Raw genomic sequence first — 15,117 nt, forward strand, 5'->3', positions numbered from 1 at the left:
GGATGGGACGATGACTGCTCTGCGCCTTCCTTTTATTTTGATGCTCGCTGGCGTTCTTGGCCTGGCGGGTTGCAGCGTTCACCAGCCGGTGTCGTTGTATCAACTGGACAGCGGAAGTCCGGTTCAGCCTGCGCAAAGCGCGGGCATGGCGGTTTTGCTGGGTCCGGTAACCGTTGCTGACTACCTGCAACGCGAAACCCTGTTGCAGCGTCAGCCCGACGGCAGCTTGCAAGCCTCGCTCGATGGTCGCTGGGCCGGTAGCCTGTCTTCCGATATTGACCAGCTATTGCTGCGTCAGGTCTCTGGGCGCCTGGACAGCCAGCGTGTCGTGCTGGCGCCCGCCAACGCGGGTTTCACGCCGGATGTTCAGGTGTTGCTGACCATCACGCGCCTGGACTCGGGTGAAAAGCAACCGGCGATCCTCGATGCGCAATGGCGTCTGATCGATCGCCGTGGTCAGGTGCGCGATAACCGCATCATTCACCTGCAGGAGCAGCATGCCGGTACCACGGCGGCACAAGTCCAGGCTCAGGGTGTTTTGCTGCAGCGACTGGCAGAACAGCTGTCTGTCGCGCTCAAGCCGTTGGCCAACCAGCCGCCGATTGCCGAAGCGCCAAAAAAACCGGCGGCCAAGCCTGCGGCGCCAGCGGCAGAACAGGATAAACAGCCGAAGATTCCGATGGCTGCGCCGATCCGGACAGATATGGAAGTGTTCCGCTTCTAAGCCCGGATGGAATCTGAACAAGGCCCGCGTTAATGCGGGCCTTGTTGTTTCTGCTGGTTGGAGACCTTCGCACTCAGTGCTGACCTCATCGCGAGCAAGCTCGCTCCTGCATTGGATCGAAGTCCCCAGTGGGAGCGAGCCTGCTCGCGATGAGGCCGCTACAGACAACAAAAAAGCCCGCAGACGAGTGATCATCTGCGGGCTTTTTCACAGCGGGCTTAAGGGTTATGCGCGGCGTTCATACATCCGCGCCAGCTGCCGCTCAAGCATCGACGGATAAGGCTCCATCAAACGCTCCACGCAGCAAGCCCCTTCAGGGCTGGCAATCGGGCGGATCCGCGCGCGCTGGCGGATCAGTGCGTCGTCGCCGATCTTGCGCTCGACCAGCAGCAGGTTGCGGCTGTGTTGCGACAAGGCCAGGGCGTCCTGGGCGGTGTCCGTCAGCAGCAGGTCGATCTGGCTCAGGCCGAACAGGTCGTCACCCAGGGTCAGGCCCAATTGCAATTGCAGGGTGATGCCGCTGTCGGCGACTTCGATCTGCAACTGATGGCCCAGCGCCCGCAGCAACTCTCCACAGCAAATGGCATTGGTCAGGTAATCGTCGCCGCTGTCTTCACTATGGAACAGCATCAGCGTGCTGCCGTCGTTCAGGGTGTGCAGTTCGCTCTCGTAGAGCGAGGCAGCCTGGTCGAGACAGTCACGGTAACGCTTGAGCAGTTCTTCCAGGCGGGTACGAGGCAGGCGCCGCAATTGCTCCTGGGAGCCCAGTTGCACCGCCAGTACGGCGCTGTGCTGCGGCACGTTCGAAACGACAGGTCGGGCGGCCGGAATCGGTGCACTGTCTGTCGAGTCATCGAGCAAATCGGCGAAGGCATCTTCGTCATCGTCTTCGACGGTGCTGATGGTGCGTCGTGGCGCCGCTTTCATCGCAGCCATCGGGCGGCTTTCGTCAAAGCTTGGGTCTCGCAGGTTGCGTACTTCGAAACCCGGCTCGACGTCGTCGATGTCATCCATTTCCGGCTCGGGTTCCGGCACAGGCTCTGGCTCGGCAGGTTCCGGTGCGAAGTTGGCATGCAGCTGGCGAGCCAGATCGCCGATCTCGTCCTGACGTTCGGTGGCCGGTGTGTATTCATCGATATTGCGCAACCACACCCGCAATTGCAGGAGCGGCGTGGAGATATGCCGACCCAGGCGCAGGCTCAAGGCCAGGGACAGGGCCAGCAGAATCGCGCTCAGGATGCCCATGCTTTGCAGGCTGATGGTCATCGGTTGCTGGAACTGATCCATGTCCAGGCTGATGCGCAGCTGACCGGCGGTCACGTCCTGGAAAGTGATCTTGCTCTGGTACATGCCTTCGGCTTCGCCCAGCAGGCCGTGCTTGGGGCGCTGACCGGCTTCGGCGAGGATGCGGTTATCCACGCTATAGATAGCGGCGTGGGCCACCAGCTTGTTCTTGGTCAGGTTGTTGAGCAGCACGTTGAGGCTGAGGATGTCGTTGGACACCAATAGCTCGGTGGCCGAGGTGGCCGTCTGCGTGGTCAGGCTTTCGCCCAGCGCGTCTGCCTGCTCGTGCATGGCCTGCTTGAACTGCAAACCCATCACGCAGGCATAGATCACCAGAGCCAGAGCGACCAGGATCACGTTATGGCTGGCGATGCGCAATGCAATCGGTACACGGCGGTGGCGCAGTGCACGGAAGATCAGCAGGAAGAAGTTGTCGGTTTTTACTGGCGTGGGCCGGTTCACTTGAGCTCGGCTCTTTTATCCGTGAAGTTGACGCGCAGTATAGCGACAGGGTCTAGACCGGCAAAGCGCTCACGGTGCCCGATGGTCACTGAAAGTGGGTAGAATGCGGTTTTTTTCCACTTGCGGGGGTGCGCCTTGCGCGAAATCGTCCTGATAAACATCACGGGAGTCGACCGTCCCGGTCTGACTGCGGCCATTACCGGCGTTCTGGCCCAGGGTGGTGTGAACATTCTCGACATCGGTCAGGCGGTGATCCACGACACCCTGTCGTTCGGCATCCTGGTTGAAATTCCTGACACTGAGCAAGGCAAGTCGGTGCTCAAGGACATCCTGTTCAAGGGCTACGAGCTCGATCAACAAGTACGTTTCACACCGGTGTCCGAAGAGGATTACCAGCAGTGGGTCGGTAACCAGGGCAAAAAGCGCCACATCGTGACGCTGCTGACCCGCAAAGTGACAGCAGGGCAACTGCAGGCCGTGAGTTCGATCACCGCCAAATATGGCCTGAACATCGACCACATCGATCGGTTGTCGGGGCGCATGCCTTTGGATACACCAGCGGATAAAGGCAAGGGCTGCATCGAGTTTTCCGTACGTGGCGAGGCGGCCGATCCACAGGCGCTGCGTGCCGAATTCCTCAGCGTCGCCCAGGAGCTGAACGTCGACATCGCGTTCCAGGAGGATTCGCTGTTCCGTCGTAACCGTCGCCTGGCGGTGTTCGACATGGACTCGACCCTGATCGAAGCCGAAGTGATCGACGAACTGGCCAAGGCTGCCGGTGTGGGCGACAAGGTCTCGGAAATTACCGAACGGGCGATGGCCGGCGAACTGGACTTCCGCGCCAGTTTCAAAGAGCGTCTGGCGTTGCTCAAAGGTCTGGATGTTGGCGTACTCGATTCCATCGGTGCGTCCCTGCGCCTGACCGAAGGCGCTGAAACCCTGTTCGCCGAACTCAAGCGCCTGGGTTACAAAACCGCCATCCTGTCGGGCGGTTTCACCTACTTTGCCAAGCAATTGCAGGCCAAGCTGGGCATTGACTACGTGTTTGCCAATGAGCTGGAAGTGGTGGATGGCAAGGTGACCGGCGTGGCGATCGAGCCGATTGTCGATGCGCAGCGCAAGGCTGATCTGCTGAAGGAACTGGCGCACAAGGAAGGTTTGCGTCTGGAGCAGACCATTGCGGTCGGCGACGGCGCCAACGACTTGCCGATGCTGGCGATTGCCGGGTTGGGCGTGGCATTCCGCGCCAAGCCGCTGGTCAAACAGTCGGCGAAGCAGGCGATTTCCACCCTGGGACTCGATGGTGTGCTGTATCTGCTGGGCTTTCGCGATCGCGACGGCCAGCTGTAACACTGCAAAACACTTGTAGGAGCGAGCTTGCTCGCGACGGACGTTAACGATGACGCGGGCATTCTGAATGTCCGCGGCGCCCTCAAGTTCTTCGCGAGCAGGCTTGCTCCTGCACGGGTGGTGTCTATCAGGCTTTCGGTGAGCCCATCCCCTGGCCCATCTGCACCGGCGAACCGGCCGCCAGTTCTTCAGCCCACTTCACTTGATCCGGCCCGAACAGCACGATAGCGGTCGAACCCAGCTTGAAGCGGCCCAGTTCCGCACCCTTTTCCAGATGGATCGGCGCACGAGCGGCTTCGTCGTAACGGAAAGTTTTCAGCTCGCGCTTCGGCGGCGTCACCAGGCCGGCCCATACGGTTTCGATGGATGCAACGATCATCGCGCCGACCAGCACGACGGCCATTGGCCCGCGCTCGGTGTCGAAGATGCACGCCACACGCTCGTTGCGGGCGAACAGTTCCGGGACGTTTTCGGCGGTGGTCTGGTTGACCGAGAATATTCGGCCCGGGATGTAGACCATTTCGCGCAGAGTGCCGGCCAGCGGCATGTGCACACGGTGGTAATCCTTCGGCGACAGGTAGATGGTTGCGAAATCACCGCCCATGAACGGCGCGGCGTTGGCCGCATCGCCCCCCAGCAATTCCAGCACGCTGAAGCTGTGGCCCTTGGCCTGGAACACGCGACCGTGCTCGATCGGACCCAGTTGGCTGACCGCGCCGTCGGCCGGGCTGAGGATCGCGCCCGGAGTCTGGTCCAGGGGGCGTGCACCGTCTTTCAGGGCGCGGGTGAAGAAGGCGTTGAAGTGCTCATAGGCCGTCAGGTCTTCGACCAGCGCCTGGGACATGTCCACCTGATAACGCTTGGCGAACCATGCGGTGAACGCATTCTTGAACCAGCGCACGCGGCATTCGGCGATGCAGCCGGCCAGTCGCGAGAGCAAGTGGTGGGGCAGCAGGTACTGGCTGAGGATAAACAGACGCTTGTTCATTAACTGTCCTTAAAAACCTTAAATCTCTACAGGGGTGTCGGGATGGTTGCCCCATTCGCCCCAGGAGCCGGCGTAGCCTTTGACCCGCGGATAACCGAGGGACTTGGCCACCAGATAGGTGAAGCCAGAACGGTGGTGAGTCTGGCAGTGGGTAATCACTTCTTTGTCTTTGCTGATCCCGAGTTGTTCGAGGATCTGCGTCATGTCGGTGCGGATACGCAGGTTGCGGGCCTTGTCCATGCCGGCGGTCCATTCGAAATTGACCGCGCCAGGAATGTGTCCGCCCTTGGCCGCCAGGACTTTCTCGCCTGAGTACTCCAGCGGCCCGCGCGCGTCCCAGATCGCCAGATCGGCAGCGCCGAGGCGGCATTGCAGGTATTCGCGGGTCGCGGTGGGCTCATCATGCAGGGTCAATGCAACCGGGCCGCCCGCAGGAGCGGGAACCTGGATCGACATGGGCAAGCCTTCTGCCAGCCAGGCCGTCAGGCCGCCGTCGACATAGTGGTATTTGCTGTGGCCGATGACATCCAGAAGCCAGATAAAACGCCCGGCCCAACCGCCGCCTTCGTCGTCATAAGCCACGTAGACCGCGTCGGGATTGTGCCCCAGTTCACCGAACAACGCTTCGAGTGCCGCTTGCGGCGGCATCAGCCCGGGCGCCGGCGGCTGCCCGAGCTGTGTGCGTTTGGGATCGACAAACCGTGCACCGGGAATATGCCCTTCGGTGTAGCGGGCGCTGCTGGTCAGGTCCACCAGGATCAGATCACGGGCGTCGAGGCGAGGGAGCAAGTCGCTCGGTTCGATCACCAGCGGCAAGCCAGAGAAGTCAGGCATGTGAGGTCTCCAGGGCACAAAAGGGAGGATTGTAGCGCAGCGCTATTGGCCGCGGCGGCTAAAGTTGTGCAGCGCTTTCTCGATGCACTGCGCCGTTTTGCCGAAGGCTTGCACGGTGATTTCCGAGAACGGCCCGCCGCCCTGATCGGCCACGACAATCATGATCACCCGACCATTGTTGACCAGCGAGCGCAGCAGCAGGTGTTCGCCGCTGAACTGCGCACGCAGGCCATTGGGCAGCCGGGCTGAAAATTGCGCGTTGTTGGTCGGGTTGATTCGTACCTGGGCCTGTTGTGAAAGCAGGCGTTGCAGCACGGTACTCTGGCTGACTGCGAAATTCATCGCCGCCACTTCCTTGGGCAACCCCGCCGTTTGGTGCACTCGCAGGTTGGCGTGGGTGCGATCGGCCATCAGGATCATGACGCGACGCATGCCGCACGCGACCAAGGCGTCCCGGGCGGCGATGGTCAAGTGCATGGCATTGGTGAAACGACTGGGCTCGAGCAGCAGCTCGGCACATTGTTTACGCCAGTTTGCCAGGTCCTCGGCAGTGGGCGCCGCCGCAGGCAACAAGCTGGCGTGGATGCGATTCATGCCCCACGGCCAGATCAGGGCTTCGGCAGGGTGCCAAAGGTCCGGCATGGCGTGATGGCGCGCGCTGTTGGCTGCCTGTTGGTGCAGTTGCTGTTGCACTTGGTCCATCGGTATCTGCAGGTAAAGGCTGGTCAGATACTGCCACCGCTCACTGTGCGGACTGTCCCAGGCCTGTTGCGCCGACAGTGCCAGGCCGTTGGCCAGCAATACGGTGTTGGCCGGTTGATTGAGCCAGCGGCGCAGGGTCGGATCGTCATCGAGGCGGTTCTGTTGCCGCAATGGATGCTCGCTGTCGCGGGCAATGCGCAGAACCTTCACCAGTTCCCGTTGCTCGGTGAGCAGCAGACGGTAGCCCTGTTGCACCCAGATCGGCAGGCGCCAGATATCCGCCAGGGCCTGACCGATTTCCAGCAGGCGTACGCCAAACAATTGCTTTTCGACTTTGCGCGCCGACTCGCCTTTATGGATGACCCGCAGTTCCCAGTCTTCAAGCAATTGCGGATGCGTGAGCGCCAATGGCCATAGCGGCGACAGAAACAGCAGGCTGCCCCAATGGATGTCCTGCCACAGGCGCGCCAGGCGACCGGCAAAAAAACCGTTGGCCTGTTGCGTGGCGTGCTGGCTGATCATCTGCAACTGACGCAGTGCTTTCGGAATATCGGCCTGAGGCAGTACAGGCAACCGGTCGAGCAGTTCTTCGGTGCGTTTGAGGCCGAGGCGATTGATCGCGACCTCAAGGTTTTCCGCCGGCTCGGTCATGCTGCCATGGGTGTGTCGGTTGGCTTCGCGAATCACGCTCAAGGCCAGGGCCGGGCTTTCCTGCATCAATTCGGCGATGTCGCGCAACGAGCTGCGTTGGTCGCGAATGGCCCGCCAGACACGGTCGTGACTGGCTTGCGGAACCGGCAGGCGCACGCCATCGAGAAGCTTGACCCAGCCTTCGAGAGTGGTCGGTTTTGGAGTTGGAACGTTCGTTTCGTTAGGCATGTCGGGAGGCGATCATCGTCAGCGTTAACTGTGCCCGGAGCGGGTCAAATTGGCTTTTCGCCTGAACTGGCTATAGTCTGGCGCAGTTTTGCCGATAAGTAGAAGAAGAGATTTTTTAACTTCCGAATATGACCTTGAACCCGACTCAGTAAGTGCTCTCCTACCTATGGCTAAAATTATCGGCATCATCGTCGTATTCGCGAGCGTGCTCGGCGGATACGTGCTCTCCCACGGCAAAATTGCAGCCCTGATCCAGCCTTTCGAGGTGATGATCATCGGCGGCGCGGCCCTCGGTGCGTTCCTGCAGGCCAACCCTGGCTACATGACGATGCACGTGCTCAAGAAGTCCCTGAGCATGTTCAGTTCGCGTTTCAACCATGGCTTCTACCTTGAAGTGCTGGGCCTGATCTACGAGATTCTCAACAAGAGCCGCCGTGAAGGCATGATGGCGATCGAAGGTGACATCGAAGATGCCGCCGCGAGCCCGATTTTCGCCAAGTACCCGGCGGTCCTGAAGGATGAGCGCATGACCGCGTTCATCTGCGATTACCTGCGCATCATGTCTTCCGGCAACATGGCTCCCCACGAGCTTGAAGGCCTGTTTGACATGGAGCTCTTCAGCCTCAAGGAAGACCTGGAGCATCCGTCCCACGCGGTGAACGGCATCGCTGACGCCATGCCCGGTTTCGGTATCGTCGCGGCGGTACTGGGTATCGTGGTGACCATGGCGTCCCTGGGTGAAGGTGACCAGAAGTCCATCGGCCTGCACGTGGGTGCGGCACTGGTCGGTACTTTCTTCGGTATTCTCGCCGCCTACGGCTTCTTCGGCCCGTTGGCCCATTCCCTGGCCCACGATGCCAAGGAAGAACTGAACGTCTACGAAGCCATCAAGGCCTCGCTGGTCGCCTCGGCTTCCGGCATGCCGCCATCGCTGGCCGTGGAGTTCGGACGCAAGGTTCTGTACCCGGCGCACCGTCCTAGCTTCGCCGAGCTGGAACAAGCGGTTCGCGGTCGCTAAGTCATGGAGAACAATCAGCCGATAATCATCAAGCGCGTCAAGCGCTACGCCGGTGGGCATCACGGGGGCGCCTGGAAAATCGCCTTCGCCGACTTCGCCACGGCGATGATGGCGTTCTTCCTGGTGTTGTGGCTGTTGTCCACGGCAACACCGGAGCAGAAGATCGCCATCGCCGGTTACTTCAAGGACCCGATCGGCTTCTCCGAAAGCGGCACGCCATACATCATCGATCTGGGCGGCACGCCGACCCTGGCGCCGGAAAAAACCCTCAACCCCGAGGTGAAGTCCCAGCCGCAGCCGGACAAGGTCACTGTCGATACCGATCAGGTCGAAGGCATGGCCGAGATGGTCGAGAAGGAACGTCTCGAACTGTTGCTGCAAGAGCTGCAGAACAAGGTCGAAGAGAATCCGCAGCTACAGAAATTCAAAGACCAGATCATGTTCGAGATCACTCCGGACGGTTTGCGCATCCAGATCGTGGACGCCGAAAACCGGCCGATGTTCGACTCGGGCTCAGCCCGTCTGAAGCCATATTTCGAAGATATCCTGCTGGCCATGGCTGACACGATCAAAGCGGTACCGAACAAGATCAGCATCAGCGGCCACACCGATGCCAAGCCGTACACCGGCACCGGCGATTTCGGTAACTGGGAGCTCTCGGCCAACCGTGCCAACGCCGCTCGCCGTGCGCTGGTCGCGGGCAGCTATCCGGATCAGCAAGTGGCGCGTGTCGTGGGTTATGCCTCATCGGCGCTGTTTGATCGTGAACATCCGTTCAACCCGGTCAATCGCCGTATCGACATCATCGTGCTGACGAAGAAAGCCCAGCGTGCCATCGAAGGCTCGCAAGGGGCGGAGCCTGCACCTGATGCGCCGCAAGGTTCGACGGCTCCCGACGCCGCACCGGCCACGCCAACCGACCCGAATGCGTTGCCGGCGGACAAGGAACCGCTCCCTGCGCATGAGCTTCGCCAGCGACTGAATCTGTTTGATGATCCGGCGCCGAAACCACCGGTGCCCGGAAGTGCGGCACCAGCCTCTGCCCCCGCCATTGCACCGGCCCCCGCGCCGAAGCAGTGACCCACAAAAAAGGCCGACATCGCAGTCGGCCTTTTTTGTGGGCGTGATTTCAGAAGCCGCGGGAGATTCTGGATTTGAGGTCACTGTGGAATCGGTCGGCGTTGGCCCTGTTGGCATTGCGCATGGAATCGCTGCCGGTGACCGAATCCAGCGCCATCGAGCGTTTGAGTGTCACTTCATTGCGATAGGCATCAATGAAAAAGTCGATGTCCTGTTCACGCGTCAGTTTCGGCCATTTATCGAGGTACAGCGGCAGTTCTGTCGGTCCGGTCTTGAACGAGCAGATACGCCGGTTGGTAATAGTCGCCTCGCCGATTTCGAACGGCACCCACCATGACAACGCCGTCTTTTCCGACACCACCGCCAGCAGGTGCGTGCATTCGCTGATGTTGCGGGTGATGACCCCGGTAATGTCATCGGTGGTCTGGGATTCTGGGTCCAGTACATCGAGGTAGGTCTTGATATTGGCCTGCATCAGACGGCTGTTGATGTTCATCGCATAGGGGCGGTCCATATGGCGGTAGCTGATAAACACAGGCATCAGAAGTGTCCTTTGATCGCGAGTTCACGGTAATAGGCGCCGAGGGCGGTGAGGCGACAGCCGGTGGAGTGAATGGCGGCGTAATACATGTGTTCGGCATCCACCGGTTCGATCAGGCTGTGACGGTTGCACTTTTGCAGTTGGGCGAAGACTTCGCCTTGCTCCGGATTGAATTCGGGCTCGGTGGGCTCGAAGCTCGGGGCGAGGGGGTAGACCGACTCCGCCTCGGGGAACCACTCGGGCAGTTTGCGCAGTATTTCCTTGGGGATCAGTGGCGAAACTTCGCGCAATGAAATGAACTGCGAGACATTGGTCTTGAACACAGGCCGCTGCTCCCAGGCGTCGAGGGCGTTGTCGACGAATGAATAGAGGCTGCCGGGGGTTACTTTGCCGAGGATGTTCGCGGCACCGCCATGTAAGGCCTGAAGCAGTAAACCGGTGAAGACTCCGTGACCGGCACCTTCCATCGCCGGCTGTTCTTTTTTGCATGCCGTCAGAATGGTCATGCCCTCGCCAATCACGCTGCCTTCGCTGCGCAATACGCGTGTTTCGCCGGCCGACCCACCCTGGCAGCAGTCGAGAATGATCACCTTGTTTTTGATTTTCGTGGCTTTGCTCGCCCAGTTCAGGATGTCGCTGATCCGGATGCCGTCCTTCGCGGATTTGTAATCCTGAGGGATCAGCATGCCTTCGTCGGTATCGAGGTCGAAACTGCCGTGGCCGGCGAAATACAGCAGCGCGACATTGCAGTCACCGGAGAACAGTTCACGGATCTGGTCTTCGAGCTTTTCGCGACTCAAGTAGTCTTCGGCGGAAGTGAGCACGATGTTCTTGAAGTTCGGATCTCCATTGGCGTCGGTCTTCAACACCGAGGCCATGGCCATGGCGTCGTTGTTGCAGCCACTCAACTGGGACACATGGGTGTAGTTGTTAATGCCGATAAACAGTCCCTTGCGCATGGTTACACCGCCGTGTGCTGGCGAATGGCACTGACGATGCTGTTGGTGTTCCACGCACATTCGGCATGTGCGGCGTCCCGTACCACCGTCGAAATACGCTCGGCGCCGAAGGGTTTGATCGCGATGATCACCTTGCCCATGCGCTTGGCGATTTCGATCTCCTTGTTGATCCACTTGCTATAGGCCGAATACATCCCGGCCATGATCAGCACCGCCGAACAAGGTCGGATTTTGTTTTCAATGGCCAGCTCAAGTTGCTTGTCGGTTTGTGCGCCAACGATTGGGTTGTGTGGGGGGACTGAAAAGTTCTTGAAGGTGAAGGTCGGGTGCGCGGTGAGCAGTTTTACCAGTCTGTCGTGGGCATCGGAGTAGTTCCACGAATGGCTGATGAACAGGTGGTAGGTTTGCATGGGTGTCCCTCGGTGTCGCCTGAATGCGAAGAGGGCTCGAATGTATGCAATTGAGGAGCGCTAACAAGGCTTGCGCGGCGAATCAGAAATGTCCTGCAAGTGCTTGGATGGGCGTCTTACAGAGGCGTCTGACGTGTAAGGCGAATGGGTATTTGTAGGCGGGAACGAGCTACCGCCCACCCCTCGTGGGGGTAGGGCGGTCGACGTCTGTTTAGTAGCCGTTTTCCGGCAGGCTTGCGATGATCGAGCGGTAGCTGTTCATTCGTTGTTGCTGAACGCGGCCATCTTCCAGAGCCTTGAGCAGGGCGCATCCGGGCTCGCGGTCGTGCTTGCAGTCGCGGAAGCGGCAGGTGCCGAGCAGGTCGTTGAACTCGATGAAACCGGCTTCGACATCGGCACGGCTGACATGGCCAAGGCCGAATTCACGGATGCCGGGGGAGTCGATCAACTCACCGCCACCGGGGAAGTGGAACAGTCGAGCGGTAGTGGTAGTGTGCGTGCCTTGGCCGGACAGCTCGGACAGCGGGCCGACGCGGGTTTCGACGTTGGGCAGCAGGCTGTTGACCAGCGACGACTTGCCGACACCGGACTGGCCGACGAACACGCTGATGCGACCGTCCAATTGCTGCTGAAGTTGCTCCATGCCGTTGCCATGGTGCGCCGACACTTCCAGTACCGGATAACCCAGCGTGCGGTAAACCGCGAGCAAGGCGTTCAGCGCCGGGGCGTTGTGCTCGTCGATCAGGTCGAATTTGTTCAACAACAGCAGCGGCTTGATGCCGGCATGCTCGGCCGCGACCAGATAGCGGTCGATCAGATTGGCATGGGGCTCGGGCAGCGGAGCGAAGACGATCACGATCATGTCGACGTTGGCGGCGACCGGCTTGAGCTGACCACGGCTGTCCGGACGGCAGAGTTCGGTGTTGCGTGGCAATTGCGCCACGATCACGCCGATGCCCTGATTGCCGGCACGCCAGACAACGCGGTCGCCGGTCACCAGTGCCGGCAGGTTGGCACGCAGGTGGCAACGGAAAACCTCACCGGCCTGTTCGCCATCCACGGCCTCGACTTCGACTTGCACGCCGAAGTGCGCGATCACCAGACCGTGCTGTTCCGGGCCCAGATCGCCGCCCTCAAGTGCCTCGACAGCCGAGGACTCGCGTTTGGCGGCGCGGGCAGCGCGTTCGCCCTGAATCTTTTCGATGCGCCAGTTTTGACGACGATTGAGTTGGCGTTTGGCCATGGGTGTTCCGTATCAATAATGCAGCGATTAGGTAAAACGGCCGCGAGTTTAGCACGCCCGGCCACCGGCCTAGGCTAAACTGCGCAGCATTGCCTAGGAGCCGACACATGCAAAACCCGCAGAATCTGATCTGGATCGACCTGGAAATGACCGGTCTGAACCCTGATACCGACGTCATCATCGAAATGGCCACCATCGTCACCGACAGTGATCTGAACACGCTGGCTGAAGGTCCGGTGATCGCCATCCATCACAGCGACGAAGTCCTCGCCGGCATGGACGAGTGGAACACCCGTCAACACGGCGGTTCCGGGCTGACCCAGCGCGTGCGCGAGAGCCGCATCAGCATGGCCGAAGCCGAAGCCGAAACCATCGCCTTCCTCGAGAAGTGGGTGCCGAAAGGCAAGTCGCCGATCTGTGGCAACAGCATCTGCCAGGACCGTCGCTTCCTTTATACCCACATGAAATCCCTGGAAAGCTATTTCCATTACCGCAACCTCGACGTGTCCACACTCAAAGAGCTGGCCGCGCGCTGGGCGCCGGACGTGCGTGACAGCTTCAAGAAAGGCAGCACCCACCTGGCCCTGGACGATATTCGCGAGTCCATTGCCGAGTTGCAGCACTACCGCAAGCATTTCATCAAGGCCTGAGCCTTAAACCCGATCTATAGGAGCTGGCTTGCCAGTGAGGGGCCCTTGAGGACGCTTTCGCCGGCAAGCCGGCTCCAGAGAGTTGCGCCCTCTTTTGGTGCTTGGGTGAAGTCAGTAGACTGCGCGCCTTTCTGCAAGGACCGCCACCATGTTGTTGATGCTCTACCTGATTGCCATCACCGCCGAAGCCATGACTGGCGCTCTGTCCGCGGGGCGTCGCGGCATGGACTGGTTTGGCGTGGTGCTGATCGCGTGCGTCACGGCACTGGGCGGGGGATCGGTGCGTGATGTGTTGCTGGGGCATTACCCGCTGACTTGGGTCAAGCACCCGGAATACCTGGTGCTGACCTCCATCGCGGCGATGTTCACGGTGTTCACGGCGCGCTGGATGCGTCACTTGCGTTCGCTGTTTCTGGTGCTTGATGCCGTCGGTCTGGTGGCATTCACCCTGATCGGCTGCATGACCGCCCTGGAAATGGGCCACGGCATGCTGGTCGCATCGGTCAGCGGGGTGATCACCGGGGTATTCGGCGGCATCCTGCGGGATATTTTCTGCAACGATATTCCGCTGATCTTCCGCCGCGAGCTCTACGCCAGCGTCTCGTTCGCTGCGGCGTGGTGCTACATGCTCTGCCTGTATCTGAATTTACCCGGAGAGCAGTCGATTCTGATCACCCTGTTCGGCGGTTTCCTGCTGCGCTTGTTGGCGATCCGTTTTCACTGGGAAATGCCCAAATTCGTCTACAACGACGAGCCCTGAGGCGATCCCCTGTAGGGGCGAGCTCGCTCGCGATGGTCGTTAACGATAACGCTATAAACCCGACACCCCATGGCGTGCTCAAGTTTTTCGCGAGCAGGCTCGGTCCTACGGGAGGCCGTGTTGTTTCAACGCCCACTCGACATGCTCGCGGACCAATTCAGACGGGTGATCTCGCCGTGCTTTCAGCGCCTCCAGCACCGGAATCGTTGAAGGCGCGTTGCCCAGGCCCACCGCCAGGTTACGCAGCCAGTTTTCGTAACCGGTGCGGCGCAAGGGTGAGCCTTCGGTGCTGCTCAGGAATTTATCCTCGTCCCACATGAACAGGTCGGCCAATTGAGCGTTGTCCAGGTTGTGTCGCGGCTTGAAGTCGCTTTCGCCGGACGGCCGGGCGAAGCGGTTCCACGGACAGACGATCTGACAGTCATCGCAACCGAACACTCGATTGCCGATCAGCGGTCGCAGGTCTTCGGGGATCGCGCCTTTGAGTTCGATGGTCAGGTAGGAAATGCAGCGTCGGGCGTCCAGCACATAGGGGCCGACGAAGGCGTTGGTCGGACAGATGTCGAGACAGGCGCTGCAACGCCCGCAATGTTCGGTGGCGTGAGGCGGGTCTACCGGCAGCGGCAAATCGACGAACAGCTCTGCGAGGAAGAAATAACTGCCGGCCTTGCGATTCAAGACCAGAGTGTTCTTGCCGATCCAGCCCAGGCCGGCTTGTTCAGCGATGGCTTTTTCCAGAACGGGCGCACTGTCGACAAAGGCGCGAAAGCCGAACGGGCCGATTTCGGCTTGAATCCTTTCCGCCAGTTGTTGCACGCGTTTGCGGATCAATTTGTGGTAATCGCGGCCCAAGGCATAACGCGAGACGTAGGCTTTTTCCGGTTGGGCGAGCATTTGCGCCATTTGCGTGTCGCCTGCCAGGTAATCCATGCGCAGGGAAACGACTCTCAATGTGCCCGGCACCAGTTCTTCCGGATGCGAGCGTTTGCTGCCGTGGGCGCCCATGTAGTCCATTTCGCCGTGGTAGCCGGCCTCGAGCCAGCGCTCCAGATGCTGCTCATGCTCGCCCAGGTCGAGGCCGCTGATGCCGACTTGCTGAAAGCCCAGCTCGCGACCCCAGTCCTTGATGGATTGGGCGAGGGCGGGCAGATCTGTAGTAATAGCGGGCATGAGGCGAGAGAAACCGGAGCTGAGGTGCGTATAATTCTGCCAGACATCGGAGCCTGAAGACGC

The 15,117-nt window shown here is 60.3% G+C and carries 15 protein-coding genes; 6 read left to right on the plus strand and 9 right to left on the minus strand.

The window, feature by feature from the left end:
- The first annotated feature begins 10 nt into the window (after positions 1–10).
- Positions 11–724, plus strand: coding sequence for a membrane integrity-associated transporter subunit PqiC (locus ACGJAX_RS08510; protein WP_090328471.1), 714 nt, complete (start codon positions 11–13; stop codon positions 722–724).
- Between the two features lie 225 nt (positions 725–949).
- Here ACGJAX_RS08510 and ACGJAX_RS08515 read toward each other — a convergent pair whose 3' ends face one another.
- Complete coding sequence (locus ACGJAX_RS08515; RefSeq protein WP_390958377.1) at positions 950–2,470, minus strand: AhpA/YtjB family protein; 1,521 nt, start codon at positions 2,468–2,470, stop codon at positions 950–952.
- Positions 2,471–2,605: 135 nt separating this feature from the next.
- On the opposite strand from ACGJAX_RS08515, the gene serB reads away from it, so the two are divergent.
- Positions 2,606–3,820 carry a phosphoserine phosphatase SerB gene (gene serB, locus ACGJAX_RS08520; protein ID WP_034148725.1) on the plus strand — a complete coding sequence of 405 codons (1,215 nt, stop codon included), beginning with the start codon at positions 2,606–2,608 and terminating at the stop codon, positions 3,818–3,820.
- Positions 3,821–3,947: 127 nt separating this feature from the next.
- Here the strand turns inward: serB and asd are convergent, their stop codons facing one another.
- Genes asd through ACGJAX_RS08535 form a run of 3 tightly spaced genes read right to left on the minus strand, consistent with a single transcriptional unit; the run spans position 3,948 to position 7,223 of the window.
- Positions 3,948–4,808 carry an archaetidylserine decarboxylase gene (asd, locus tag ACGJAX_RS08525; protein WP_047536672.1) on the minus strand — a complete coding sequence of 287 codons (861 nt, stop codon included), beginning with the start codon at positions 4,806–4,808 and terminating at the stop codon, positions 3,948–3,950.
- Between the two features lie 18 nt (positions 4,809–4,826).
- Positions 4,827–5,642 (minus strand): rhodanese-like domain-containing protein, encoded by an 816-nt coding sequence (locus tag ACGJAX_RS08530; RefSeq protein WP_390958379.1) that lies wholly within the window; start codon positions 5,640–5,642, stop codon positions 4,827–4,829.
- A gap of 42 nt (positions 5,643–5,684) precedes the next feature.
- Complete coding sequence (locus ACGJAX_RS08535) at positions 5,685–7,223, minus strand: HDOD domain-containing protein (RefSeq protein ID WP_390958381.1); 1,539 nt, start codon at positions 7,221–7,223, stop codon at positions 5,685–5,687.
- Between the two features lie 166 nt (positions 7,224–7,389).
- Here ACGJAX_RS08535 and motA point away from each other — a divergent pair, with 166 nt between their 5' ends.
- Complete coding sequence (gene motA / locus ACGJAX_RS08540) at positions 7,390–8,241, plus strand: flagellar motor stator protein MotA (RefSeq protein ID WP_090328484.1); 852 nt, start codon at positions 7,390–7,392, stop codon at positions 8,239–8,241.
- Positions 8,242–8,244: 3 nt separating this feature from the next.
- Positions 8,245–9,321 (plus strand): flagellar motor protein MotB, encoded by a 1,077-nt coding sequence (gene motB, locus ACGJAX_RS08545; RefSeq protein WP_390958384.1) that lies wholly within the window; start codon positions 8,245–8,247, stop codon positions 9,319–9,321.
- Positions 9,322–9,370: 49 nt separating this feature from the next.
- Here the strand turns inward: motB and ACGJAX_RS08550 are convergent, their stop codons facing one another.
- The 4 genes from ACGJAX_RS08550 to rsgA form a co-directional block, all read right to left on the minus strand.
- On the minus strand, positions 9,371–9,862 hold the full coding sequence (locus ACGJAX_RS08550) for a toll/interleukin-1 receptor domain-containing protein (RefSeq protein ID WP_090328488.1): 492 nt from the start codon (positions 9,860–9,862) through the stop codon (positions 9,371–9,373).
- Positions 9,862–10,821 (minus strand): caspase family protein, encoded by a 960-nt coding sequence (locus ACGJAX_RS08555; protein WP_390958387.1) that lies wholly within the window; start codon positions 10,819–10,821, stop codon positions 9,862–9,864. Before ACGJAX_RS08555 ends, ACGJAX_RS08550 begins: the two co-directional genes overlap by 1 nt.
- Positions 10,822–10,823: 2 nt before the next feature.
- Positions 10,824–11,231 (minus strand): TIR domain-containing protein, encoded by a 408-nt coding sequence (locus ACGJAX_RS08560; protein WP_047536690.1) that lies wholly within the window; start codon positions 11,229–11,231, stop codon positions 10,824–10,826.
- Between the two features lie 211 nt (positions 11,232–11,442).
- Entirely contained in the window at positions 11,443–12,474 is a 1,032-nt protein-coding gene (gene rsgA, locus ACGJAX_RS08565; protein WP_090328495.1) for a small ribosomal subunit biogenesis GTPase RsgA, read from the minus strand.
- Positions 12,475–12,581: 107 nt separating this feature from the next.
- Between rsgA and orn the strand changes: the two genes are divergently transcribed.
- Positions 12,582–13,124, plus strand: coding sequence for an oligoribonuclease (gene orn, locus ACGJAX_RS08570; protein WP_248915317.1), 543 nt, complete (start codon positions 12,582–12,584; stop codon positions 13,122–13,124).
- Between the two features lie 148 nt (positions 13,125–13,272).
- Positions 13,273–13,884 carry a trimeric intracellular cation channel family protein gene (locus ACGJAX_RS08575; RefSeq protein WP_090328500.1) on the plus strand — a complete coding sequence of 204 codons (612 nt, stop codon included), beginning with the start codon at positions 13,273–13,275 and terminating at the stop codon, positions 13,882–13,884.
- Between the two features lie 105 nt (positions 13,885–13,989).
- On the opposite strand, the gene queG is transcribed toward ACGJAX_RS08575, so the two are convergent.
- Positions 13,990–15,054, minus strand: a complete 1,065-nt coding sequence (gene queG / locus ACGJAX_RS08580) for a tRNA epoxyqueuosine(34) reductase QueG (RefSeq protein ID WP_247257210.1) — start codon at positions 15,052–15,054, stop codon at positions 13,990–13,992.
- Positions 15,055–15,117: the final 63 nt, after the last annotated feature.

It is taken from the genome of Pseudomonas moorei, assembly GCF_042846945.1.
GTDB lineage: Bacteria > Pseudomonadota > Gammaproteobacteria > Pseudomonadales > Pseudomonadaceae > Aquipseudomonas > Aquipseudomonas moorei.